The sequence below is a fragment of the Geosporobacter ferrireducens genome, assembly GCF_001750685.1.
In the GTDB taxonomy this organism is placed as follows: Bacteria; Bacillota; Clostridia; order Peptostreptococcales; family Thermotaleaceae; genus Geosporobacter; species Geosporobacter ferrireducens.
Genome location: NZ_CP017269.1, coordinates 4435154 through 4460312, shown reverse-complemented (window position 1 = coordinate 4460312; position 25159 = coordinate 4435154). Strand labels below are relative to the sequence as shown.

At 39.8% G+C, this 25159-nt stretch carries 20 protein-coding genes; 1 reads left to right on the top strand and 19 read right to left on the bottom strand.

Features of this window, described 5'->3' with window-relative positions; translation table 11 throughout:
- Window positions 1-156 precede the first annotated feature (156 nt).
- From Gferi_RS20905 to Gferi_RS20845, 13 genes are all read right to left on the bottom strand, one after another.
- Entirely contained in the window at window positions 157-1494 is a 1338-nt protein-coding gene (locus Gferi_RS20905) for a gluconeogenesis factor YvcK family protein (RefSeq protein ID WP_069979952.1), read from the bottom strand.
- Window positions 1495-1500: 6 nt separating this feature from the next.
- Window positions 1501-2367, bottom strand: a complete 867-nt coding sequence (gene rapZ, locus Gferi_RS20900; RefSeq protein ID WP_069979950.1) for an RNase adapter RapZ — start codon at window positions 2365-2367, stop codon at window positions 1501-1503.
- Between the two features lie 15 nt (window positions 2368-2382).
- Entirely contained in the window at window positions 2383-3114 is a 732-nt protein-coding gene (locus Gferi_RS20895) for a PHP domain-containing protein (RefSeq protein WP_069979949.1), read from the bottom strand.
- A gap of 44 nt (window positions 3115-3158) precedes the next feature.
- Window positions 3159-4073, bottom strand: coding sequence for a UDP-N-acetylmuramate dehydrogenase (gene murB, locus Gferi_RS20890; RefSeq protein ID WP_069979947.1), 915 nt, complete (start codon window positions 4071-4073; stop codon window positions 3159-3161).
- 212 nt (window positions 4074-4285) lie between these two features.
- Window positions 4286-5653, bottom strand: a complete 1368-nt coding sequence (locus tag Gferi_RS20885) for an ABC transporter substrate-binding protein (RefSeq protein WP_069979945.1) — start codon at window positions 5651-5653, stop codon at window positions 4286-4288.
- Window positions 5654-5821: 168 nt separating this feature from the next.
- Entirely contained in the window at window positions 5822-8194 is a 2373-nt protein-coding gene (locus tag Gferi_RS20880) for a glycogen/starch/alpha-glucan phosphorylase (RefSeq protein WP_069979944.1), read from the bottom strand.
- An 11-nt stretch (window positions 8195-8205) separates the two neighbouring features.
- On the bottom strand, window positions 8206-9687 hold the full coding sequence (malQ, locus tag Gferi_RS20875) for a 4-alpha-glucanotransferase (RefSeq protein ID WP_330389445.1): 1482 nt from the start codon (window positions 9685-9687) through the stop codon (window positions 8206-8208).
- Window positions 9688-9716: 29 nt separating this feature from the next.
- A complete protein-coding gene (locus tag Gferi_RS20870) occupies window positions 9717-11870 on the bottom strand; it encodes a TIM-barrel domain-containing protein (RefSeq protein WP_069979942.1) in 2154 nt (717 codons plus the stop codon).
- Window positions 11871-11888: 18 nt separating this feature from the next.
- On the bottom strand, window positions 11889-12710 hold the full coding sequence (locus tag Gferi_RS20865) for a carbohydrate ABC transporter permease (protein WP_069979940.1): 822 nt from the start codon (window positions 12708-12710) through the stop codon (window positions 11889-11891).
- A complete protein-coding gene (locus tag Gferi_RS20860; protein ID WP_069979938.1) occupies window positions 12710-13576 on the bottom strand; it encodes a carbohydrate ABC transporter permease in 867 nt (288 codons plus the stop codon). Before Gferi_RS20860 ends, Gferi_RS20865 begins: the two co-directional genes overlap by 1 nt.
- An 86-nt stretch (window positions 13577-13662) precedes the next feature.
- Entirely contained in the window at window positions 13663-15012 is a 1350-nt protein-coding gene (locus Gferi_RS20855) for an ABC transporter substrate-binding protein (RefSeq protein ID WP_069979932.1), read from the bottom strand.
- A 268-nt stretch (window positions 15013-15280) separates the two neighbouring features.
- A complete protein-coding gene (locus Gferi_RS20850) occupies window positions 15281-16300 on the bottom strand; it encodes a LacI family DNA-binding transcriptional regulator (RefSeq protein WP_069979929.1) in 1020 nt (339 codons plus the stop codon).
- 302 nt (window positions 16301-16602) lie between these two features.
- Window positions 16603-17436, bottom strand: coding sequence for a formate/nitrite transporter family protein (locus Gferi_RS20845; RefSeq protein ID WP_069979927.1), 834 nt, complete (start codon window positions 17434-17436; stop codon window positions 16603-16605).
- 195 nt (window positions 17437-17631) lie between these two features.
- On the opposite strand from Gferi_RS20845, the gene Gferi_RS20840 reads away from it, so the two are divergent.
- On the top strand, window positions 17632-19140 hold the full coding sequence (locus Gferi_RS20840) for a SulP family inorganic anion transporter (protein WP_069979925.1): 1509 nt from the start codon (window positions 17632-17634) through the stop codon (window positions 19138-19140).
- A 188-nt stretch (window positions 19141-19328) separates the two neighbouring features.
- Here Gferi_RS20840 and Gferi_RS20835 read toward each other — a convergent pair whose 3' ends face one another.
- Genes Gferi_RS20835 through Gferi_RS20810 form a run of 6 tightly spaced genes read right to left on the bottom strand, consistent with a single transcriptional unit; the run spans window position 19329 to window position 25159 of the window.
- Window positions 19329-19769: an MOSC domain-containing protein gene (locus Gferi_RS20835; RefSeq protein ID WP_069979924.1), complete on the bottom strand. Its 441-nt coding sequence runs from the start codon at window positions 19767-19769 to the stop codon at window positions 19329-19331.
- On the bottom strand, window positions 19759-20247 hold the full coding sequence (gene moaC, locus Gferi_RS20830; RefSeq protein WP_069979923.1) for a cyclic pyranopterin monophosphate synthase MoaC: 489 nt from the start codon (window positions 20245-20247) through the stop codon (window positions 19759-19761). Before moaC ends, Gferi_RS20835 begins: the two co-directional genes overlap by 11 nt.
- Window positions 20248-20251: 4 nt before the next feature.
- A complete protein-coding gene (gene moaA / locus Gferi_RS20825) occupies window positions 20252-21217 on the bottom strand; it encodes a GTP 3',8-cyclase MoaA (RefSeq protein WP_069979922.1) in 966 nt (321 codons plus the stop codon).
- 41 nt (window positions 21218-21258) lie between these two features.
- Entirely contained in the window at window positions 21259-23184 is a 1926-nt protein-coding gene (locus tag Gferi_RS20820; protein WP_083273678.1) for a molybdopterin biosynthesis protein, read from the bottom strand.
- A 19-nt stretch (window positions 23185-23203) separates the two neighbouring features.
- A complete protein-coding gene (locus Gferi_RS20815; RefSeq protein WP_069979921.1) occupies window positions 23204-24433 on the bottom strand; it encodes a molybdopterin molybdotransferase MoeA in 1230 nt (409 codons plus the stop codon).
- 12 nt (window positions 24434-24445) lie between these two features.
- Window positions 24446-25159, bottom strand: coding sequence for an ATP-binding cassette domain-containing protein (locus tag Gferi_RS20810; protein ID WP_069979915.1), 714 nt, complete (start codon window positions 25157-25159; stop codon window positions 24446-24448).

Here is a 25159-nt window from a genome sequence, read left to right as displayed (position 1 = left end):
ACTTTTACCCCACTCTCTTTTTTCAAATCACTTCATTCATATCCCTGTTTATAAAGTCTATACTATTTTATCGACACATTTCGTCAATATATTACATTTTTAGCCTCAAGCAAGAAAAATTTCTCAACAAAAAAAACCCTCAATAAATGAGGGTCATCAAATCCTACTGAGTTTTTTTAATTTCTCATGAAAATAATAATAATCTAGAATGCGAATCTTGTCCGTTGCATATTTTTCTTCCAATGCCAGCTTGATAATCTGTTCTGAAAGCTTATCCGTATCATGGCGTATATATTGCTTTTTTACTTCCAAAAACTTGCCTTCCTTGATTTTAATACCGGCTTTTGCAATCCTTTCCTGATCTTCTGGATTCAACACAACAGGAGAAGCACCGTCTTTCTTATATTTTTCCAATACTTCTAAAGGAACGGCTTCGTTGTTCACAAAGACATAATCTACAACCTGCTCTTTTATATGTGAAAAAATAGCCTCCAGATGCTTCCAAACACCATAGTCGTCAGTTTCACCCGGCTGTGTCATTACATTTGCTACATAAACCCGCAATGCAGAAGTCTTTTTTATTGCCTCGGCAATATCACGCACCAGAAGATTTGGAATTACACTGGTATAGAGGCTTCCAGGCCCTAGAATTACAACATCAGCATTTTGGATTGCCTCCACCGCTTCCTTTAGTGGTTTTACATGATCGGGCTTTATAAAAACCTGATCAATTTCACTTTCATATTCTTTGACCTTGATTGGAATCTGAGACTCCCCCTTGATCACTTTACCGTTTTTTAGTTTTCCATAAAGAGTGATATCCTCTGTAGTAACGGGAAGTACCTTACCTGTAACTGCTAAAACATCGTTGATTTTTCCAATGGCTTCTTCAAAATTATCAGATATGCCATTCATGGCAGCAATTAATAGATTGCCAAAGCTTTGCCCCTTTAAACTTCCCTCTGTAAAACGATACTGCAATAATTGCTCCATAATTGGCTCTGTATCTGCTAAGGCTAAAATACAGTTGCGAATATCGCCCGGCGGCAGCATGCCCAAATCCTCTCTCAGTTTGCCTGAGCCGCCTCCGTCATCGGCTACTGTAACAATTGCGGTGATATTCAAAGTATACTTCTTAATTCCCCGCAGTAGGACAGAAAGGCCGGTGCCGCCTCCCACAACGACGATCTTAGGCCCTCGCATCAAAATCCGTTTATCATAAAGCTTTTTATCGATACGGCTTCGATAGCTGGTTCCCTCACCTGGAATATCCAAAATGGTCAGTATCGATAATATTCCACGTTTAACGGCAATTCCTACAAACAATGCTCCCACAAACAACATCATAAAAGCATGACTAGTGAGTCTTTTTTCCCCTAATAAAAAGCTGATAATAGGATATACACCCATACTCACTAAAAAAATTCCCAGCACCCCTAATGCAACCCACCTTTTTATTTTCAACCCCGGCTTTAACCAATCCGTAAGGTTCATTTTTCCCTACTCCCTTACCGTTCTTACAGAATCCCTATGATTGATCATCGCACGGTGTCCCTTCTCTTTTAGGGTTTCATATAATATATTTGCAATTGTCACAGACCGGTGTTTTCCTCCAGTGCAGCCAATGGCAATTACTAGCTGTGATTTGCCCTCTTTTATATATAGGGGGATTAGGAAATCTATCATATCATTCAGTTTTTCTATAAAAGAAATACTTTCAGGCCATTTCATGACATAGTCCCTTACACTTTGATCATCTCCCGTATAGTCTCGAAGTTCATCGATATAATGGGGATTCGGTAGAAAACGAACATCAAACACAAGGTCCGCGTCCAAAGGAATGCCTTTTTTAAATCCAAAAGAAAGAATGGATATGGTTAAATTTCTTGATTTAACCCCCTGCATGAATATTTGCTGAATTTCATCCTTTAGATTAGCAGGTGTCAACTTTGAGGTATCAATAATATAGTGGGCCATTTCTTTTAATCGGGTCAGCTTCTTTCGCTCCGCTTTAATCCCTTCGATGATTCTATCCCCCGGACTTAAGGGATGGTCCCGTCGAGATTCCTTAAATCGTTTGATCAACACGTCATCAGAGGTCTCCAAGAATAGTATTTCATATTCATATCCAACTCGGCGAAGCATATCCAGATTTTCAAACAAATCATCAAAGAATCGTCCTCCGCGAATATCGATCACCAATGCTACTTTGTCAATATCTCCTTGTGCATGGAGACATAATTCTGTAAACTTTGGGATGAGAGAAGCCGGCAGATTGTCAACGCAATAGAATCCCAGGTCTTCCATACTTTTCATCGCTTGACTCTTTCCTGCTCCTGACAGCCCAGTAATAATTACAAATTTCATAGGATCCCCCTTTTACTATTCTTCTGCATTTAAGATTTGAGCAACAGGTACACCTGCAGCAATCGCACGATCTAAACCGGGTTTTATATTTCCTACATCCTCTGGTTTGTGCGCATCACTGCTGATGACAAACTTTACGCCTTCCTTCATTGCTACCTTGATATACTCTACTGTCAAATGACCATGACTGCTGTTGATCTCTAAGGCTGTATTTCTTGCTGCAGCTACTTTTGCCAACTCTCTTGTATCAATATGTGCTTTTGCTCCAGGATGGGTAATAACATCAATAGGATTGTTGTGCACTGCCTCTACCACTGCCTTTGTATTCAATGTCTTTGACTTATTTACAACAGAAGGAAGATGTTTCGCTAATAGATTGTAGGCATGAATCTTTGTACCATCTATCAAATTTTCCGGAAGGGCTCCAAAATGGTAGCCTGCCAGTACAATATCCAAGTGCTTTAACATATCTTGATCTACATCTATTTTTCCGTCCAGACCAATAATATTCGCTTCGATTCCAAGCTTTACTTGAATCTTGTCTGTAGTCTGATTAATCTGGTCGATCTCTTTTCGCATCTTTTCCAAGTCTTTTTTCTTAATCCCAAAGCCAAGGTGCCTAGGTCCGTGATCAGCTATAGCAACCTCTTTTAATCCTTTTTTTATAGCCTCCTGTACATTTTCTTGTATGGTTCCCTTGCCATGACTATATTTTGTATGGGTATGATAATCTGCAAATATCTTCACTGGTTTCACTCCAATTCCTAGATTTCCCCCTTAAGCATGCTTTCTTATTCCTCTCCAATAATTCTAACCTCAGGATGTAAGTCTACACCAAATTTATCCCGAACTACTTTCTGCACCAATCCTATAAGATTTAATACATCCTCTGCTGACGCCTTTCCAATATTCACAATGAAACCGGAATGCAAATCTGACACCTGGGCATCTCCTACTCGAACACCCTTTAGCCCTGAATCCTCAATAAGCTTCCCGGCAAAAAAACCCGGCGGTCTTTTAAATGTACTTCCTGCGCTAGGAAGATGGAGCGGCTGCTTGGTAGTTCTTTTTTGTGTCAACTCATTGGTAATCTCTTTAATTTTTCCTAAATCTCCAAACTGCAATGCTATTTTTGCCTCTAAAACAATATAACCCTTTTTTAATACAATACTGTTTCTGTATTCTAGTTCTAATGCGTCTCTATCCAGATATATTACATTCCCCTTGTCATCCATTAGGGTAGCACCCTGAAGTACTTCCTTCATTTCACTGCCATAGGCACCGGCATTCATCGCTACAGCTCCCCCCAATGTCCCCGGTATGCCGCTTGCAAACTCAAAACCGGCTAATGCGTATTCCATTATTTTTTTAGACAGGGTAGATAGTAAAATACCAGCCTGTGCCGTTACAATATTGTCTTCTACTCTAACAGCATTATAGTTTTCTGCTATTTTTATCACTACACCGCGGATTCCTTTGTCCCTTACAAGAAGGTTACTTCCATTACCAATGATCTGATAGGGTATGCTGTATTCTTTACACAAGGTAAGGGCATGTTTGATCTCATCCACCGTAGTCGGCAGCACCATAATGTCCGCCGGCCCTCCGATTTTAAAAGATGTATGTTTTGACATATGTTCATTGATACGCAGATGATCTATATGAATTTTCTCCAGAAGTTTCTGTTGAATCATTTCAATATTCACCGATTCCACTCCTCATCTATTTCTTTTTAGCCTTTGAATTGATCACATTTAGTATACCTCTTTGCCTAATGAAATACAAGGGTAACCTGCCCTATTCCTATATATCCTTTGGCTGCAGGCAACGAAAGACACTACAAAAAAGCAATATCCATCTCTACTATTGTTTAACCGCATTACAACATCTTATACATAAGTAAATGCTTCTTCCATTATCATTTTCCATTTTCTTTTTTCTTCATTTCTAAAAAAGCTTCTATTTTTAACTTTGCATCCGTAATGGCATCCTCTACAGTTTTCTTACCCAACACAGCCTGACGAATTTGACTCTGCAGAATTCCATCAATGGTCATCCAATAGGGATGCCTCGGTAGATTTTGGGTATAAGGAAGGCTTTTCTCGATCGTAGACATCATAGGATCATTTTCATAAATATTCCCGGCACTTTTTTTCACTGGAAAAACTCCCAACCGATGAAGCTCTTTCTGACTTTTTTCGTCAGTAATAAATTTTAAAAATTTTACGCACATTTCCAGTTTGGATTGATCTTCTTGCTTAAATATACCATAAGCGGATACATTCGCCGAAACCGATACAGGAAGTCCTTTTTCACCAATAGGATAGTTCGCCACGGAAAATTCAAAACCTGCTCCTTGCTGCCTGATCCGGTTGAGTGTATTTACTGTCCAGGTTCCAGCAGGATATACGGCTATTGCCTTGTCTCGATAAAAAGTTAGCCAGGCCTGGTCTTCAGTGTTTTCTCCAAAATTGCTAGGTGTTACCTGGTGAAGCTGCTTGAGATCCACTAATCTTTGCAATCCTTTTCTTGCCCGATCATCATCAAAGCGGTAAATTAGATAATCCTCATCAAATATTTCAGCACCATCTGCAAGTAGAATTCCCCACAGGTTATAGGCATAGGTATCGATAAAGCTGTTAAATCCGTAGCAGTCCTTTTTCCCATCATTATCTCTGTCGAAGGTGAGTGCTTTTAATGCATTCACAAATTCATCATAAGTCCAGTTTCCATCCCTGGGAATTTCTACTCCTTTTTCTCGGAACAAGTCATTGTTAAGAATCATCGTATAGGTAGTCATCATCCAGGGAAATCCCCAGGCTTTTCCCTCATGTCTAACGGCAGTAATGGCTTGCGTTTTATAATCATCCAGTTCTTCCCTGCTTAAGAATCTATCAACAGGCTCCAAAAGCTGTTTAGATACAATAGCATAATCTGCGGCTACCGGAGCAATATCCGGTACTTCTCCCGTGCTAATGGCTGTCTCCAATTGTATGGGTCCTGATTTGAAGTCAATGGGGACTAACTCTATATATACACCCGGATTAGCCTTTTCAAAGGCTTTTATTTTTCCGTTAATCCACCCATATCGGCTGCCATTCTCAATATCCACCCGCGGATAGTCCCATAAGGTAATGACCCCTTTCCAAGGACTGACTTCTTTATCATCAACCATATAATCCGGTATTGGTTTGCAAAGCAAAAAATAGATTGGTCCAAATACAACAAAGCACCATAATAGTAACATAAAAAAAAGAGCAAAAGGTCCAACTTTTCTGTCTTTCATTCCCCCCACCTCCTACTCTATTTTATTAAATAGAATGTAGTGATATGCCCAGCAACTTCGATCTCTAAAATCTAAAAAAGAATACCCCCAGCAGCTTTGCCGCTAAGGGTTGGGGAGAGAAAGAATAGAGAATTTTATGAGACGGTCATCATAAAATTCAACTACAGCCTATATTTTTCTTGGCTCAATATGCCATATTTCTTTTGCATACTCTGCAATCGTTCTATCCGTACTAAACTTTCCTGAATTGGCCAGATTCATCCAGCATTTCCTTGCCCAATTTAAAGGTAATCGATAATCTTTATCAACCTTTTCCTGCGCCTTGCGGTAATCATCAAAATCCCTACAAATAAAATAATGATCTGCCTTATGCCAGGATGCTCCTTCAAGAATAGACTGGTACAATTCACGGAACATCCCTGTTCCGTCATCATCAAGGGTTCCGTCTACAAGCGCATCTATAACCCGTTTTAAACCTGGCACGCTTTCATAGTAAACCTTGGGATCATAATGAGCTTTTATTGTCTCTATTTCCTCTACTCTGGCTCCGAAAATAAAGTTGTTTTCTTCTCCTGCTTCTTCAACGATTTCTACATTGGCCCCATCATATGTTCCTAAAGTAGGTGTACCATTTAGCATAAATTTCATATTTCCCGTACCGGAGGCTTCCTTTCCTGCTGTAGAAATCTGCTCAGAGACATCCGCTGCCGGGAATAGTTTCTCTGCATAAGAAATTCCATAGTTTTGTACAAAAACAACCTTTATTTTATGGTTGACAGCGGGATCATTGTTTATCCGTTTAGCAATCTCATGAATCAATTTGATGACAGCCTTGGCCCGGAAATAGCCTGGTGCTGCCTTCGCTCCAAAAATAAAGGTTCGCGGTTGAATATCCAGCTGCGGATTTTCCTTCAATCGATAATACAAATCTAAAATGTGGAAAGCATTTAACATCTGTCGTTTGTATTCATGAAGCCGCTTAATCTGAATATCAAAAATAGAATTTGGGTCAATCTCAATGCCCTCCCGTTGATAAATATATGCTGCCAACTGTCTTTTTTTAGCTTCTTTAATCTCTATGAACCGCTGCATCGCTTCTTGCTTGTCCGCATATTTTTCCAAATCCTTTAATCTCCCCAGATCCCGTATCCAATCTTTTGTACCCAGCAGCTCTGTGATCAATTCTGACAACTCCGGATTACTCAACAGCAGCCAGCGTCTAGGCGTAACTCCGTTTGTCTTATTCTGAAATCTATCTGGATATAGTTTATACCAATCTCTTAATTCCTGTTCTATGAGGATCTTCGTATGGAGTGCCGCTACCCCATTGGTGGTATGGCATCCGTGTATGGCCAACCAAGCCATTCGAATACGTTTATTGGCAAAAATTCTCATTTTCTCTATTTTCTCATTTGAATAGTTTTGCTTTTTTAATTCAGCCACAAAACGCTTATCTATTTGTTGAATGATCTGATATACTCTTGGCAGCAGCTTGCGATATACCATACAATCCCATTGTTCCAGTGCTTCTGCCAGGATTGTATGATTTGTGTATGCAAAAGTTTTTACTGTAACTGACCAAGCTTTATCCCAAGCAAGCCCCTCCTGATCCACAAGAATCCGCATGAGCTCCGGTATAGCGACCACTGGATGGGTATCATTCAACTGTATTGCATGGTACTGGTCGAAAACTTCAAAGGAGCCTTCATGCAGCAGTTTATATTTTCGAACCATATCTTGAAGAGAGGCTGAGACAAAAAAGTATTGCTGCTTTAATCTCAATATTTTCCCCTCTTTTTTAGAGTCATTTGGGTAAAGTATCCGTGAAATATCTTCTGCCCTATTTTTCTCCTTCACAGCTTCGTCATATTTCTGTTCATTAAACAATTGAAAATCAACTTCTGTTATGGGCTCTGCCTGCCATAGCCGAAGTTTATTTACGTTTTTTGTATCATAGCCTAAAATAGCCATATCATAGGGAATGGCCTGCACGCTTCCATCAGAAAAATCAACAGTTACCCGGTCCTCTATCCTACGTAATGACCAAGGGTCACCCCAGCGAAGCCATGGATCTCCTTCCTCCCGCTGGAAACCTTTCTCGAATCTCTGTTTAAAAATTCCATACCGGTAACGGATACCATATCCTGTCACAGGCAGGTTCATTGTCGCGCAGGAATCTAAGAAACAGGCGGCCAGTCTCCCTAGGCCGCCATTTCCTAATCCTGCATCTTCCTCTGCCTCTTCTAATCCATGGATTTCTATGCCCATGCTTTCCAGCACTTCTTTTACATCCTCATAAATACCAAGATTGATCAGATTGTTGCTAAAGGCTCTTCCCATTAAAAATTCAGCAGAAAGATAGTATGCTTGTTTTCCTTTCTCATAGTTCACTTCTGTATGATACCAATCCTCTGCAATAAAAGCCATGATACTTTTTGCCGCAGCATGATATTTCTCCTGGGCCGATGCCCGCTCCATAGACTTTCCATAGTCAGCTTTGAGGATTTTATTCATTGTATCTATAAAGTTTTCTCTATTCATCCGCCCATATCCTACCTTCCATATAATCTCGTTAACTGACAGATCTTTTCTGCAAGCTTTTCTGAAATATATTCCTTTTTAACACGCCACTGCCAGTTTCCTCCTATCGTCGAAGGGATGTTCATGCGATGGGTACTGCCTAAGCCTAAAAAATCCTGCAAAGGAGCAATAGCCAATCTGCCTACAGAACTCCATGCGCCCCGGATAAATCCCCAATGATATCCTTCTTCTTCCGTAAGATGGAAATAATCCGCAGCATAGGCAACATCCTTTTCATTTGCAGTACGCACCCATCCTATTACCGTATCGTTATCATGGGTGCCCGTATAGACAACACAGTTTTTATCATAATTATGGGGCAAATAATCACTCTCTTCCCGGGTATCAAAGGCGAACTGCAGCACTTTCATACCGGGATATCCCGAATCTGTTCTAAACTGCAATACTTCCTCTGTTAAAAACCCAAGATCTTCAGCAATGATGTCTACGGCTCCCAGTTGGGCAGTTATTGCATTAAAGAGCTTCATCCCCGGACCCTTTACCCATCGCCCTGTTGCTGCAGTTTTGCTGTCATAGGGAATCTCCCAATAAGATTCAAAGCCTCTAAAGTGGTCAATGCGAATCACATCATATAGCTTTAAATTTCCCTCAATCCTTTTAATCCACCAATCATAACCCCTCTGTTCTAAAAGGTCCCAGCGGTAGATAGGATTGCCCCATAGTTGCCCAATCTCCGAAAAAGAATCGGGAGGACACCCCGCAATATATATAGGATTTTTGTATTCATCTAAATGGAACAACTCACTGTTTGCCCAAGCGTCTGCACTATCCTCCGCTACATAAATAGGAATATCTCCTATAATTCGAATTTTTTTGTGGTTTGCATAAGTCTTTAATGCAGTCCATTGCTTAAAAAATAGATATTGTAAAAAAAACCAATATCCTATTTCATCTGCAAGCAGTCTTCTATATGCTTCTAATGCGTTCTCCTCTCTTTGCTTTATATCCTCATTCCAGTCCTTCCATGGTTTCATTCCAAAGTGCTTCTTGACTGCCATGTATAGTGCATAATCCTCTACCCAGTCCCGATGGTCCTCTAGAAAGCTCATAATTTCATCTGCAAGTTCTTTCTTACTGTTTTCGTACGCCTTTCTCAATATCGGAAGCTTCTGAAGATATATTTTTTCAAAATCTACTTTTTCTCTGTCGCTGCCAAAATCAGTATTTTGAAAATCAGCCTTTCGCAACAGCCCCTCTTGTACCAGCAGGTCTAGGTCAATCAGATAGGGATTGCCTGCAAAGGAAGAGAAGGACTGGTAAGGTGAGTCGCCAAAGCTTGTTGGCCCTAAAGGTAATAACTGCCAGTATTTCTGTCCTGCCCTCTCCAGAAAGTCTACAAATTCATAGGCATCCTTACCCAAGGTTCCGATTCCATAGGGACTCGGCAGAGAGGTAATGTGCATTAAAATGCCACTGCTTCTTTTCATCTTCATCTTTCCCTTCTACATTCCTACTTTGATATTTACACCAGCAGTATGGTTTTTTCCAGTATCCTTCCCCTTCGATCTATAAGATCAAACAGAAGTTTCTTCACCTTTGGACTTCCCTTCTTTTTTACATGAATAGCATAATCATCACTCTTTTTTTCAACAAAAATAGCTATTTCATCATAAATGCCCTCTTTATATCTATAGGTAATACCATCGTCATCATAATAATGATAGCTGGCTTGATCTTCAACAAATCCGATAAACCGGAGCACTGTATGATCCAATGCCTCTATATTTTTCCCATAGCTTCCTATCGGAAAGAGCTTGTTTTTCCGTAAAAATACCGGTACAACATCCAGGTCTGCCCCAATATAATGGTGTCCTTGAAATTTAACGCTGTACTGGAGTTTTTCACCCGGACCGAAGAGACAAAGGAGCATCTCTTCCGGAAGCCATACCGTTCTTCCCACTGCATTTTCTTGATAAATGGGTGTAATCATCAGGGATTCCCCTACCAAAAGCTGGTCTTCCACTCTTTTAGAAAGTTTGTCTTCATAAGCAAATGCCAAAGGAGCAAAATATAGTCCCTTATGAAACACTGCCTTCATATATTCAGCATAAATATAGGGAATGAATTCATATCGAAGTTGAATCATCCTGCGCATGATTGCCATACTCTCTTCATCAAAGGCAAAGGGCTCCTGTTTTCTTGTTCCCATGGCGGAATGATTGCGAAATAGAGGTGCAAACAAACTTAGCTGCATCCAACGAATCAGCATCTGTGCATTTGTATCTCCGCTAAAACCTCCGGTATCCGCCCCAACATAAAGAAAACCGCACAGGTTGAGAGAAGGCATCATTTTTAAATTCAAAAGGATGTGTTCCCACCATGAATGATTATCTCCTGTCCAAATCCCAGCGTATCGATGCATTCCGATATAGGATGCCCTTGAAAATAAAAGAAACCGCTTATCCGGGTCAATAGCTTGCAGGCCTTCAGCAGCTGCTTTGGTCATATTATAGCCGTATAGATTATGCACCTGATGATGATTGATTCTTTTCCCTTCAACCTGGTGATAAAAACTTTGATAGTCTTGTGGATGATTGGATAGATTTATAAATGCATCCTTTAGTGCAAAGAAAGAATAGATATCCAAATTCTCATTCTCAGACCGTTTTGCTTGATGGATGGCTTGCTGCAGCCCTCTTTCCGTATAGAAGATGGCAGGCTCGTTCATGTCGTTCCAAAAGCCTTCAATACCGTAATCTGTCAGTACTTTGTACTTGAGGCCAAACCACTTTCTGGCAGCTGGATTCAAAAAATCGGGAAAGTGGACACGACCGGGCCAGACTGCCGCAACAAATGGCTTTCCTTCCGCATCTATACAGAAATACCCTTTTTCCACACCTTCTTCATATACCCCATAGCCTGCTTCAATTTTAACTCCGGCATCTATAATGGGTATTAATCTCAAACCTTTTTCCCGTAGTTTTTTGACAAACTGCTTAAACTGAGGAAATTTCTTTTCATCTATGGTAAAATCCTTAAAATTCTCCATATAATCTATATCCAAGTAGATTGCATCACAAGGAATTTCGTGTTTTTCAAAGGCTTCCGCAATCTCTTCTACCGCCCGGGCATCCAGATAATCCCAACGGGATTGTTGATATCCAAAGGCCCATTTTGGCGGCACATAGCTTTCACCAATTAATTCTAAAAAATTCCTGCTAATCTCATACAGCTTTGTTCCTTTGATAATATAAATATCTGCATCTTTTCCTTCAATCTCTATTTGTAAAAGATCTTTATGGGTAAATCCAATATCAAAGATGATTTTACCGGGAAAATCAATATACAGTCCAAAAAATTCCAATCCATCTATTATAATAAAGTTATGAGCTCCGTATAAAGACTTTTTATCCGGAGTATGACGGGGATCATCAGAGCAATAAGCTTCATAGATGCCGCCCCTTTTGTTCATCCCCCGCTGACTTTCTCCTAATCCCCAAATAATATCTTCCTTATCCATTTTATAGTTTATTTTTAATGTTTCTTCCCATTGGACTTGAAGTCTATGGATTTTACCCTTGTCTGTCAATTCTCCCTGCATTACAACACTATGGGTTTCAAAAGGACTTCCAAATCGATATTTCATGATATGGTCATTTATTTTATATACTTTCACAGCAATCACCTGCACTATTTATTTTATGGATCCTTGCATAACGCCCTTTACAATATGCTTTTGGGCTATAAAATAGAATATAATAATTGGCACCATGGCAATTACCAAACCCGCCAGCGCTAAGTCCCAGCGTTTAGAGTACTGTCCGAAAAAGTAGAACATTTTTAGCGGGATCGTGTGCCAACCTGGTCTATTGATAACCAGCTGGGGAAGTAAGAAATCATTCCAAATCCACATGATATTCAGAATACATACAGTGACAGTAATGGGCTTGAGCAAGGGGAAAATAACATACCAAAATACCTGAAATAGGTTGCACCCATCTAAAATAGCTGCTTCCTCTAACTCAACAGGAATGCTTTTAATAAATCCATGATAAAGCATAATCGATAAACTGGATCCAAATCCTAGATACATAAATACGATACCTGCCCGATTTAAAAATCCTATTTTTCCCATAATATTGATCAATGGCAGCATAACCGATTGAAAAGGTATCAACATTGCAGCAGCAAAGAGAAAAAAGAGAAAGGTGCTGAGTTTCGACTTTACCCTTACCAGCATCCAAGCAGCCATGGATGCAAAAACTACAATAAGCAGTGTACTAGATGCTGTAATCAAGAGGGAATTTAAAAAGGATCGAATAAAATCAAGCTCTATAAAAGCCTGGGTATAGTTTTTTAATGTAAAGTATTCTTTCGTGGGAAGACCCATTACATTGATAAAAATGCCCTTTTGGGTTTTCAAAGAATTGGTAAATACAATGTAGAAGGGCGATAAAAACAAAATGCCTAATAAAGTCCCAAAAATAGGCCATCCTATGCGAAACTTGCGGTCCATTACATTTCAACCTCCCTCTTTTTGTTATAACTTAACTGTGTTAAGGTAATTACAGCAACTGTAATCAGAAAAATTACTGCTTTCGCTTGTGCTAATCCTAACCGGTTAAAAGTAAAAGCTGTAGAATAAATATTAAGTGCCAGCATTTGTGTTGATTTAAAGGGGCCCCCATTGGTTAATGCCAGATTCTGATCAAACAGCTTAAAAGAGTTAGATAGGGTTAAAAACATGCCGATGGTAAAGGCAGGTGCAACCAGGGGAATTGTTATATGAATGAGTTTTTGAAAGGGCGATGCCCCATCAATTTCAGCTGCTTCCTTCAAGGATTCCGGAACATTTTCCAAGGCCGCAATATAGATAACCATCATATATCCGGCTAACTGCCAGGACATTAAAATCACAAGGCCCCAGAAGCCTGTATCAGGCGTGGAGAGCCAACCTTCCAAGAATTCTAATCCATAGGTTACGCCAACCGCATCAAAAGCCTTGGTAAAAATAAACTGCCATACAAAACCAAGGATCAGACCCCCAATTAGATTAGGCATGAAAAAAATACTACGCAGCACATTGCTCATTTTCATACCCTTTGTCACTAGAAGAGCCAGTCCAAAGCCCATCATATTGATTGTAATCACGGATACAAAAGCAAATTTTGCAGTAAATAAAAAAGCATTTAAAAAATCTTTATCCTTTGTAAAGATTTCCGTATAATTCCTTAATCCTATCCAGTTCGCATCGTTTACAATTCCGTTCCAATCCGTAAAGGAATAATAAATTCCCAATAGTGTCGGTATGATCACCACCACCAAGAATGCAATCAATATCGGTCCAACGAAAAAGCCAAACCAGTATTTTGAATTCTTCATAATATCCTCCTATTGCCCCAGGTCACTATCATCTCTAGATTATAGAAATTTGAGGAGGGCAGTTCTCCCCCCTCAATCCACCTTTTTTACTTTCTCATTTCTATCCATTGGTCTTGTGCGTTCTTGACAGCATCTTCCCACTTAACTTCGCCAGCAAAGTATTTTTGAATTTCTGTACCTAGAACTTCCATACCCCAGCCTGTAGGATATCCCATGAATACCCATGGCATTGTTTTTCCTGCTTCAGCATATCGCTTTACAGCTTGACCTAGTGGGTCTTTTGGCTCAAGACTCTCATATCCTTTGAGTGGTGGAATAAAGAAGAATTTATTTACGATAAAATCTTTACCTTTTTCAGATGTATACAGCCAGTTCAAGAAATCCTTAGCAGCCGCCTTTTGGGCATCTGTCCCTTTATTGTTTACTGCCCAATACATTGGTACACCTACTGGAATAGAGTCTTCTTTAATGCCTTTCACAGGCATTGGCAGAATATCAAGATTGTTCGCTACCGCTTCGTCGACAGCTTTTACGCCGCCATAAATCCAGTTACCCTGTTGAACGATAGCCACACGCTCAATAGCAATTCCTTGGTCAACCTGTGTTGCATAATCTACTGCATTTAGTTTTGCCTTAGCTTTTGCATTGGATGAGTGATCAGCCTGCAGGTCTAACAATGCTTTAAGTGCATCCCCATATTTAAATTCTATGTTTTTTGCTGCAAATGCATCTAAGGAACTTGGAAATTCTTGTGATAAAGCCGTGTTGGATGCATGTAAGCCTGTTACCCAGGTTTCTTTGGCTGCTACTTCAAAAGCCGCTTTTAGATTTGGAAATTTATCTTTCAATTCTCCCGCTTTAATCTTGCTATCTAGTTCCTTTACTGCATCTTCCAGGCTTTTAAAGTCTATAATATTGGCTGCATCAATACCTGCGGCTTCAAAAACCGCTTTATTATAGACAAACCCATAACCTTCAATATTAAAAGGCAATGCATATATTTTTCCGTCAACAGTTACGCCTGACAATACACCCTCAAGGGCTTGTGCAACCCAAGGCTGATCAGACAGATCCTCGAGTCTTGACATCCAATCCTCCACATCCTGCGGACCGCCAATATTAAAAAGGTTTGGCTCTACACCAGATTGAATCTTGGCTCTTAAGGCAGCGCCATAATCATCGCCGCCTCCTACCGTTTGGATATTGATTTTTACATTTTGATTCTCTGCTTCATAAGCCCTTGCAGCTTCTTCTAATTCCTTTGCAATTTCTACTTTGAATTGGAAAATATTAAGTGTTACTTCCTCAGCTGCCGGCGGCTGTTCCCCAGCTGCCGACGGTGTCGCTTCCTTTGGCGCACAGGCGGCCAACAAGAAAGTAGACAACGCAAAAACCACCATCATACTCAAGGCAATAATTTTTTTTGCTGTTTTCATTGAAATCCCCCTCCTATTGTTTTTTATTAATCAATTCCCTCCCAATGCACATCATTGCAGGAGAATCGATAATCCCATCCGAAAACCTTTTCCTCTGAGTTATATAGATGTTATACCTGAGAAATTTAATATTTCCCGGAACGGTGAGGACACCGTTCCCTACCTAAATCTAAAACAGGAATGTAGGGATCGACGCCCTCGTCAGCCCGCATATAAATTAGGATTCCCAATCACCGATCTACAAAAGAACTTTCCTATAAGCCTCTTTCTAGATTAACTTTTTACAGGATTCACTTTCCAGTAATTCTGTCTTTAGAATAACATGTTGATGTTCTTTTTTCTTTTTAATAATATCAAAGAGTATATCAGCACTTCTTTTACCCATATACTCACCAGGTTGATTAACCGTTGTAAGGGAGGGATGAAAAAATTTTGCATAGTCAATTCCATCAAAGCCCATTACAGACAAGTCATCAGGAATCCTTAACCCCCTGTTCAAAATAGCTTTCGCTGCACCAATGGCCATAATATCTGAAGTCACAAATACAGCAGTCAAATCCTGAACGCGGTTCAGCAGACGGTTTAACGCATCAAAACCAGATTCAAAGGTATACTCACCAATTTCCTTGGAGCTTTCATCAAAAGAAATATGATTACACTCCAAGGCCCTCTTATAACCCTTCAATCTTAGATTTCCAACACATTGATCCTCTTCGCCGATAGTAATGATTCCTATCTTTCTATGACCCAATTTGCATAGATAATTTACTGCTTCATAAGCTGCCTTCTCATTTTCTATAGAAACGCTGGAGAAGAAAGCTTTTTTTCGTTCCTCTTCAAGGTCTGTCGAGGCTAAAACAAGCGGCGTTTCTAAATCTTCAAAATGGGATTCGTTTAAATTGCTGAAGTTTCCACCAAGGCAAATGAGTCCTTTCAGCTTCTTTTCCTTTACAAATTCAATAGCTGCTTCAATATCATTAACATTGTCATTATTATAATGAAGAATCATGGTGTATCCATGAGCAGCTACTTTTTCTTCAATGGACTGAATAATCTTTGCAAAAAATGGATTATATATCCCTTTGACCAAGACGCCTATATCTTTTGAATTACTTCTCTTTAGATTTCTAGCACTATTATTGGGTATATAATTGGTCTCTTCTATGATCTCCATTACCTTTTTTCTTGTCTCTTCGCTCACATCCGGATGATTGTTTATAACCCGTGAAACTGTACTGATTGCAACACCTGCAATCTCTGCGATATCTTTGATATTTGCATTTGACATAGTATATCCTCCAATAGGAAACGTTACCGGTAACGTTTCCAGTTTCTATCTAAATTTTACCATAACTTATAGAATAATCAAACTCTTTTTAAGGATAATTTATTGTCATTTGCACGATAGCCGCTACCGCTATCGTTGGAAAACAATTAAAAATAAGGAAATGGGTGAATTTTCATAGAAGTTTAGGGTTGCTTCTTATCTTTTTTCTTTTTCTGCACATCTTTTATCGAAATATCTTTTAAATGACTCGATACAGGCCGCAAAAAAACACTTTCCTGATAGAAAGTGTTTTTTTATTATAATTATATATTTTTTACAGGTGTTTTTGGCTGCAGTGCTGACGATGGGACCGGCGCGGCTGCTCTGATTGGTCTGAGATATGCCAGATAGTAGAACAATGGAACGATCAAGGCTCCACCGATCAGATTTCCTATGGTTGCTGGAATAATATTATTTAGCCACATTTGACTCCAGCTTATATCTGCCCCCAGGAATTTGGCCATAGGGATAAAGTACATATTTGCAATGCTATGTTCATACCCGGATAATACAAACAACATAACAGGAAACCAACAAGCAAATAGTTTGCTGATCACATCTTTTGCGCCTGTAGCCATCCAAACAGCCAAGACTACAATAATATTACACAGTATTCCCCGAATAATGACAGAACCTAAAGGAATGGCCATTTTTGCAGTTGCGATAGCGATGGCTTTTTCTACTACCGGACCACTCATCAGTCCAGAATAATAAATCATGATAACAGTTAGTATAGAACCGATAAAGTTTCCTAAATAAACTGTAATCCAATTTTTAAGCACACAGCTAAAACTGCATTTTCCGTCTAAAACACCTAATGTCATTAAATTATTGCCTGTAAAAAGCTCTGCCCCACAGATGACAACCATCATCAATCCAATAGGAAAGGTTGCAGCAAAAGCAAACTTTGCCAACCCTGCATCGACCGATGCTAATGTCTGAGAAATTACAATCGCCCCTTGTGCTCCAAATGCGATAAATGCACCGGCAAAAATGCTCAGTACACTCATTTGAAGGATAGATAGTTTTGACTTACCTATTCCGGCTGCGACCGTTGCCTCAGCAATTTCTTTGGGAACTAACATTCTCTTTTCCATTTCATGCTCCTTTCAAGCTGTTTTAATAAAGTAAATCTTATCATTACTCCTCACCATTATTAGTGTCCTATAAAAAATGTTTGTCAAATGGCAATGTTGAACTTGTGCTTTGTATTGAAAGATTTTAGTCAAAGGTATACAATATACATGTACGAATTTCTACTATCCTATAAGTAACAGAAAGAAGGGACATCATTGAAAAAAGTATCATTTTGGAAATCCTATCCTGTCAAAAACCTTAAAGGAGACATTATCGGCGGTTTTACCACTGCTATTGTAGCATTACCTTTGGCTTTGGCATTAGGGGTAGCGTCGGGTGCAGGTGCTAAAGCCGGCCTTTATTCAGCAATTATTACGGGCATACTTTCTACTCTATTTGGAGGTACCCCTGCTCAGGTTAACGGTCCTACCGGAGCCATGACCGTTGTACTTATTGAGCTAAGTGAAAAATATGGTCTGGAAGCATTATTTGCAGCAATGGTTGTAGCCGGTTTGCTTCAGATTGTAATAGGACTCTTGAGATTAGGAAGATATATTCACTTAATCCCTCAACCTGTAATTGTCGGCTTTACAAATGGTATTGGCTTTCTTATTTTTATCAAAATGTTTTCTTATTATAAAACAAACCCGGTATTAGCAACCATAACAATTTTGATTATGCTGCTCTTTCCTCTTTTTACAAAGAAAGTTCCTGCGTCATTGGTTGCATTAATTGTTGGAACACTTATTGGAACCTATCTTATTTCTACAGATGCTTTAGTGGGCGCAATCCCTAATGGCCTTCCAAAATTTGTCCTACCAACCTTTAGAGGAGGTCAATTGATGGAAATCTTAAAATCAGGATTTGTCCTCGCGCTATTAGGATGTATCGAATCATTATTAGCCTCTTTAGTTGTAGATGAAATGACCAAAACAAAACATCATTCCAACCGAGAGTTAATCGGACAAGGAATAGGTAATACTATAGCCGCCCTTTTTGGCGCACTAATTGGAACCGGTGCTATTGTTCGATCTGTTGTGAATGTAAATGCAGGTGGCAGGACAAAGCTTTCCGGCATTTTACACGGATTGATTCTACTGGTAATTACGCTGAAATTTAGTTATCTTGCTTCACAGATTCCCCTTGCTGTTCTAGGCGGAATTCTTATGGGAACTGCAATTAGAATGGTTGAATATAATACAACAAGGCAAATGGCCTATGCTTCTAAAAAAGCAGGAACGATTATTATTGTAACGACACTGCTGACGATTTTTACGGATTTGACGATAGCAGTAGCTCTGGGAACATTATTGTCCATGTTTTCCTTTGTCATAAGCATGGGGGATGTATATCTAAAAAAATATGACATCTCATTTCCAGAGGGAAAGGAAAAGATTGCATCTTATACCATTGAGGGCCCGTTATTTTTCGGTGTTGCACATACGATCACAAGCAAATTAGAAATTGAGGCAGAAGATGCAGATATTATTGTATTAAACCTGATGAACATGCCTGTTATAGATTCTTCAGGTGCCATTGCACTTAAAAATATTAAACAATCCTTAGAACAGAATGGTAAAAAATTAGTTTTAGCAGGCGTTAAAGAAAACATGGTGGATTTACTTGAAAAATTAGAAGTAATCACAGAAAATGAAATTAAGCTTTCCAGAAACCGTATCGGAGATGTACTAGACCATATAAAAATGCTTAACGACGCTTCATAGAAAGTATTCCTTATTTATTATATAAAAAAGCGTCGACGACAGCAAAGCTGTCTGAGCATCTTCCTGAAGGCGGCAGGGGATTTCATCCCCTACAACCCTTTTTTTATATAATAGAAAAGTAGAACTTTCCTACTTATATAAAAGACGTCTTTCAAAGACACACTTTATCCATTATACTTGTAATTATACTATTCTTCAATCACTTTTATTAGGTCATTTTTCTTTATTTTTCCTGGCTTAAGAACCTTTGTAAAAATTCCTTCCGTAGGCATCACACAGTTGCCTACCTGATGAAAAATCGCACACTTGGTGTGACATTCTTTTCCGATCTGTGTTACCTCTTGCAGTGTTTCCCCAATCTCTAATTTTGTTCCTACGGGAAGCTTCCACAGTTCAATACCTTCTGTTGTTAAGTTCTCCGCAAATTTTCCTGTACAAAGTCCTTCTATACCAATGGCTTTCATTTTTTCGATACTCTCGTTCCCCAACAAGCTCACCTGTCTATGCCAGTTGCCTGCATGGGCATCCCCTACTAAACCATGATCTACTTCGAATACACCTTCCTCAATGGTCCTTTTCGGTACACCCTTCTTTTCACTAATGTTGATGGCAATGACTTTACCTGTCAATTTCTTCGCCCTCCCTTATATAAGTTCCGGATTTTCCTCCGGTCTTTTTTATCAAACGAATGTCCGAAATGAGCATATTCTTATCAATTGCCTTGCACATGTCATATATGGTTAGTGCTGCGATGGATACGGCCTGCAGTGCTTCCATTTCTACCCCTGTCTTTCCTACCGTTTTAACAATGGCTTCTATATGAATTTTATTATTCTGTTCATCAATGATAAAGTCCATATCTACACCAGTTATAAAAATATTGTGACACATCGGAATCAAATCACTGGTTTTCTTAGCAGCCATAATTCCAGCCATCTGTGCTACTGCCAATACATCTCCTTTTGCAATTTTTCCCTGTCGAATTCGATTTAGGGTTTCCGGTTCCATTTGGATTGTACCCTTGGCCACTGCCACCCTTTTCGTCTCCTCTTTTTCTCCGACCTCTACCATTCTCGGCCGGCCTTTTTCATCCATATGAGTAAGCATTTTCCTATCCTCCTATCCGAAACATATCACGGTGGATCGGTTCATTGTCTTGATCATTTAGTCTATGCTGGGCTGGTTTCGCCAAGATAGCCTGCTCCATGATATCCTTCAAATCTCTAAGTCCACTTCTCAATGCCAGCTTTACATCTACCTCTTGATTAGAGTGAAGACAGGGCTTCAAGCGCCCATCAGCAGTTAGACGCATACGGTTGCAGTATTTACAAAAATGACTGCTGATCGGATTAATCAGACCCACCTTTCCTTTCCCATTTGGCAGCTTGTAATACTTTGCAGGACTGGATCGATCCCCTGTATAAATGGAAATTAGTTCTATAATTTGTTCCTTCACTGTATAATTAGATATAAAATTGGTTTTCGCCCAGCCTGCAGCCTGTCCTATAGGCATTAACTCAATAAATCGGACATCTATTGGCTCATTCATTGTCAACTGTACAAAATCTCTTATTTCTCCATCATTAAATCCCCCAATGAGAACCACGTTGATTTTTAAGGGAAGCAATCCTACCTTCTTAGCTTCCTCCAGTCCCTCTATAACACTGGTCAATTGACCTCCTCTTGTAATTTCCTTATACTTTGCCTCATTTAAAGTGTCCAAACTGATATTAACTCGGTTCAAGCCCGCTTCTTTTAATCCTCTAGCATACTTTTTAAGCAAAGTACCATTGGTTGTAAGTGCCAAATCTTTGATAGTACCTAATGAAGCAATATCCTCTACCAGCTTTAAGAGATCTTTTCTGACAAGGGGCTCGCCTCCTGTAATACGCACCTTGTTTACGCCTAATTCGGATGCAGCTTTTACAACCTGAAATATTTCCTCCAAGGATAAAATTTCATTCTGCTCTTTTTTACTTATACCTTCCTCAGGCATACAATATCTACAGCGCATGTTGCATAAATCCGTAACAGATATTCTCAAATAATTAATACTTCTTCCCAGGGTATCCCTCATACTATCCCCTCCTCGACGTACAATCCATAGGATTTCGTCCACTATAAGATATCAATAATTTTGCCAGCATCCTCAAACCGATATCCGCCCAACGCTATCAATTCCTTCTGAAATTCCATGGATTGAAGCACCTGAATAAAGGTTTTAGCCATTTCTGTATTCAGGTATTTACTAGGAATAACGAAGTCATAATCCTCTTCTCCGATAGCGATGAAGTCTAAACCAAGGGCTTGAGCGGCAGATAATACACCTATGCCTACATGGGCTGTTCCAGAAGCGACAGCAGCAGCAACAGCCATATGGGTTGTCATTTCCCTGTCGTAGCCTGATATCGTTTCAGAATCTATGCTTCTTCGGTTCAGCTCATAATCTACCAGTATTCTTGTTCCTGCCCCCCGCTGACGGTTGACAAACTGTATATCCTCTCGCTGCAGATCTGTAAAATCCTTTATCTTCTTTGGATTCCCTTTTTGGACAATAAAACCTTGAATTCGTTTTACCCCTTTGATCAATTTCATATCTACAGCAGGTAAATACCGTTGGATGAAAGAAATATTATATTGACCTGTCTTCTCATCCAATAAATGAATTGGCGCCAAATGGGCTTCTCCTCTTTTTATCGCCATAATTCCCCCTAAGCTTCCCACATGAGCTGAGGACAAATCATATCCGCCTTCCAAGTCATGCATATGATTTGCAATCAAATCCATGATAAGATCATGACTGCCGATCGATACTAGGGTTCGATGAATCTCTTCAATAGGCTTTAGAAGTTCCACTTCTACTGCCTCTCCAGCTTCTACGCCCTCGCTATTTTGTGGGATTATCAATACACCATCCGCTCGTACCAAGGACATCGTTACCCCTGCACCTCTATTTAGGGGCGTAGCAATCAATTGATCCTCTACACGGCCTAATTTTACTTGAATATACTCTCTATGCTTTAAAGAAGAGATGATTCGCTTGGATAAGACCGCCTTTGCTTTAGGTTTACCCGGCAGCTGCTGCCCTAAATAATAATGAATCAGAGGTTTAGCAAAGGTATCAAATACAAAATAGGCGGATACGGGATATCCTGGAATTCCCAATACAGGCTTTTCTTGAATAAATCCAAGAATCGTGGGTTTTCCCGGCTTTGTTGCGATTCCGTGTACCAATACCTCTCCTAGCTCACGAATCAGCTTTACGGTGAAATCTTCAGATCCTGCAGAAGATCCCGCATTGATAATGAGTATGTCATTAACTGCAACCGCTTGTAAAATCTGTTCCTTCAAAGCTTCATAATCATCAGGAACCGGCTTATATCTCAAGGGTATACCACCCAATTCGATCACAAGACCTTCAAATATCCGGGAATTCGATTCAATGATTTTGCCAATCTCCATGGTCTCTTCCGGTTCAATAATCTCACTGCCTGTAGGCATAATACCAACCTTAGGTTTTTGATAAACAGCTATCTTTGTAATTCCCCCACTAAGCAAAGCCCCTATATCTATAGGCCGAATTCTATGCTTTGCCGACAGAATCATTTCTTTTGCAACAATATCTTCTCCAATGGGGCGGATATGCTGCCAGGGTGCTGCAGCCTGTATAATCTCTACTTGATCTTCATCAATCTCTACCACATCTTCAATCATGATGACAGCAGTGTAGGGCTCAAAAATGGGATCTCCTGTGTCTACCGGTATATAATCCTGCTGTTTCTTCAATCGAACCGGGTTTCTTTCAGAAGCACTATAGGTTACTTCTGCTCGCACAGCAATTCCATCCATAGCAGAGGCGTTATAATTTGGCGAAGACAATCGCGCAAAAACAGGTAATGCGGTCACTCTTCCCAATGCCTCTGTTACTTTAATATATTCTACTTTACCGGCCTCATTGCCTTGTCTGATTCTATCAAAAAACATTTCTAATGCTTCTTCTACCGCGACATTGGATAAATACAGATTTCTTTCATTCTTTTTCAAAGGCTCATCCCCCTTCACCCTATAATAATATGACCTCTACCTTTTCGCCTTTATGAATTCCCTCTTGATTCCCATGGATTTTAATATATCCATGGGCTTCTGCCATGAGTGAGATCGCACCGGATTTACCATAAATGGGCTTTACAATATATTTATCATCCCTTTTTTCGAGTTGTACCATCTGATAGGTTTCTTTTCCCGGTGACGCGTGTATATTGGCATCACAGATGCCCTGTATCACTATTTCCTGAACTTCATTGAACTGCTGCAGTTTTTGAAGTATATAATCTACAAACACCTTATAGATGACCATCGCAGAAACAGGATGTCCAGGAAGGCCAAAAACTGCTGTACGATCCACTCTTCCAATGATGGTAGGCTTACCTGGCTTTACCGCTACCCCATGTATAAAGACACCGGGCTCCCCCAGACTATCAATAACCTGAGCAGTTACGTCCTTTGCACCTACAGAACTGCCTCCCGAAATGACGACTACATCACTTTTTGCAATAGCATTTTTTACAATATCCTGTAACCGCAGGAAATCATCTTTTACAATCACTTGCCCTGCTAACACTGCCCCTCCGTTTAAAGCCATTGCAGAGAGGGTATAGGTATTAATGTCACGAATTTGACCTGGCTTAATTTCTTCTTTCGGATGAACAAGTTCATCTCCTGTTGATATCACAAAAACCCTTGGTTTTCTAAAAACCTTGATCTGATAGATCCCCACTGCAGCCAACATCCCGATATCCTGAGGTTTTAATCTTCTCCCTTTTGACAGGATCTGTTCTCCCTTTTGGATATCTTCTCCTTTTTGAATCACGCCTTCACCGGGAGCCACAGCCTTATATACAGCAATGGTCTCATCATCAAGGCTCTCCACATACTCAATCATTACCATGGCATCAGCTCCCTGGGGGAGCATCCCCCCCGTAGGAACATAGATTGCTTTCCCTGGGGTTACTTTATGAGCTGCTGTTTCACCCATCTCTACCTTTCCTATAATCTGCAGAAATGTAGGAAGACTTTCACTGGCTCCGTAGCTGTCCTTTGCTGTAATAGCATATCCATCAACAGTTGCCCGTGAAAATTCAGGAACCTCTAATTGTGCATAAAGATCTTCTGCGGCTATTCGGTCTAAAGCCTCAGCAATATCTATATATTCTTCCTCTAAATATATTCCTTCAAAATAATGGTCAATCTTTCGCTTTGTCTCTTCTACAGAATCTACTTTTAACAGCTTCATTTCCCTTCCTCCTTAGTCAATCAGCAGTTCTCCTTGAATAAATCTGCGGGTAAGCATACTGCCAGGTTGATATAATATCTGTTCAGTTGGACCCGTCTCTACAATCTTACCCCTATGCATAAAAACGATCTCTTTACATAAGCGTTTTGCTTGCTGTAAGCTGTGAGTAACCATCAGTACCGTAGTCTGATTCTCCTCATTCGTATTTCGAATCATCTTCTCCATCACAGCCACTGCTGACGGATCTATGTTTGCTGTAGGTTCATCTAATATTAAAAGTTTCGGTTTAAACACCAGCGCTCTTGCTAATGCCACTTTTTGGGCTTCGCCGCCGGACAAAGTCCAGGATTTTTGATGTTGAATCTTTTCAATCCCCATTTGAAGAAGGATATCCTTTACAGACCTTTCAATTTCATTGGAAGAATAATCCCGTATTTTCAACGGATAAGCAATATTTTCCCATACAGAGCTGCGAAGCAGGTAAGGCTTTTGAAAAACGACCGTCATCTCTTTTTGCATCTGCGTTGTAAATGGCTTGCCATCATATAAAATTTCACCAGCAGTAGGGTCCTCCAGCTTTCCGATAATTTTTGCCAGGGTACTCTTTCCAGCACCATTCGAACCAATAATCCCCCATAGACTTCCTTTTCTAATAGACCATTTCCCAATCTCTAGAACCTGATAGTCCTCATAGGCTTTTACAATATTATGCAGTGAAATATTCAT

Excerpts from the sequence above, each read along its gene's own strand:
- Gferi_RS20905 (WP_069979952.1), bottom strand. The coding sequence starts at position 1,494 with ATGAACCTTACGGATTGGTTAAAGCCGGGGTTGAAAATAAAAAGGTGG.
- rapZ (WP_069979950.1), bottom strand. The coding sequence starts at position 2,367 with ATGAAATTTGTAATTATTACTGGGCTGTCAGGAGCAGGAAAGAGTCAA.
- Gferi_RS20885 (WP_069979945.1), bottom strand. The coding sequence starts at position 5,653 with ATGAAAGACAGAAAAGTTGGACCTTTTGCTCTTTTTTTTATGTTACTA.
- Gferi_RS20880 (WP_069979944.1), bottom strand. The coding sequence starts at position 8,194 with ATGAATAGAGAAAACTTTATAGATACAATGAATAAAATCCTCAAAGCT.
- malQ (WP_330389445.1), bottom strand. The coding sequence starts at position 9,687 with ATGAAGATGAAAAGAAGCAGTGGCATTTTAATGCACATTACCTCTCTG.
- Gferi_RS20865 (WP_069979940.1), bottom strand. The coding sequence starts at position 12,710 with ATGGACCGCAAGTTTCGCATAGGATGGCCTATTTTTGGGACTTTATTA.
- Gferi_RS20860 (WP_069979938.1), bottom strand. The coding sequence starts at position 13,576 with ATGAAGAATTCAAAATACTGGTTTGGCTTTTTCGTTGGACCGATATTG.
- Gferi_RS20855 (WP_069979932.1), bottom strand. The coding sequence starts at position 15,012 with ATGAAAACAGCAAAAAAAATTATTGCCTTGAGTATGATGGTGGTTTTT.
- Gferi_RS20850 (WP_069979929.1), bottom strand. The coding sequence starts at position 16,300 with ATGTCAAATGCAAATATCAAAGATATCGCAGAGATTGCAGGTGTTGCA.
- Gferi_RS20845 (WP_069979927.1), bottom strand. The coding sequence starts at position 17,436 with ATGGAAAAGAGAATGTTAGTTCCCAAAGAAATTGCTGAGGCAACGGTC.
- moaC (WP_069979923.1), bottom strand. The coding sequence starts at position 20,247 with ATGCTTACTCATATGGATGAAAAAGGCCGGCCGAGAATGGTAGAGGTC.
- moaA (WP_069979922.1), bottom strand. The coding sequence starts at position 21,217 with ATGAGGGATACCCTGGGAAGAAGTATTAATTATTTGAGAATATCTGTT.
- Gferi_RS20815 (WP_069979921.1), bottom strand. The coding sequence starts at position 24,433 with ATGAAGCTGTTAAAAGTAGATTCTGTAGAAGAGACAAAGCGAAAGATT.
- Gferi_RS20810 (WP_069979915.1), bottom strand. The coding sequence starts at position 25,159 with ATGAATATTTCACTGCATAATATTGTAAAAGCCTATGAGGACTATCAG.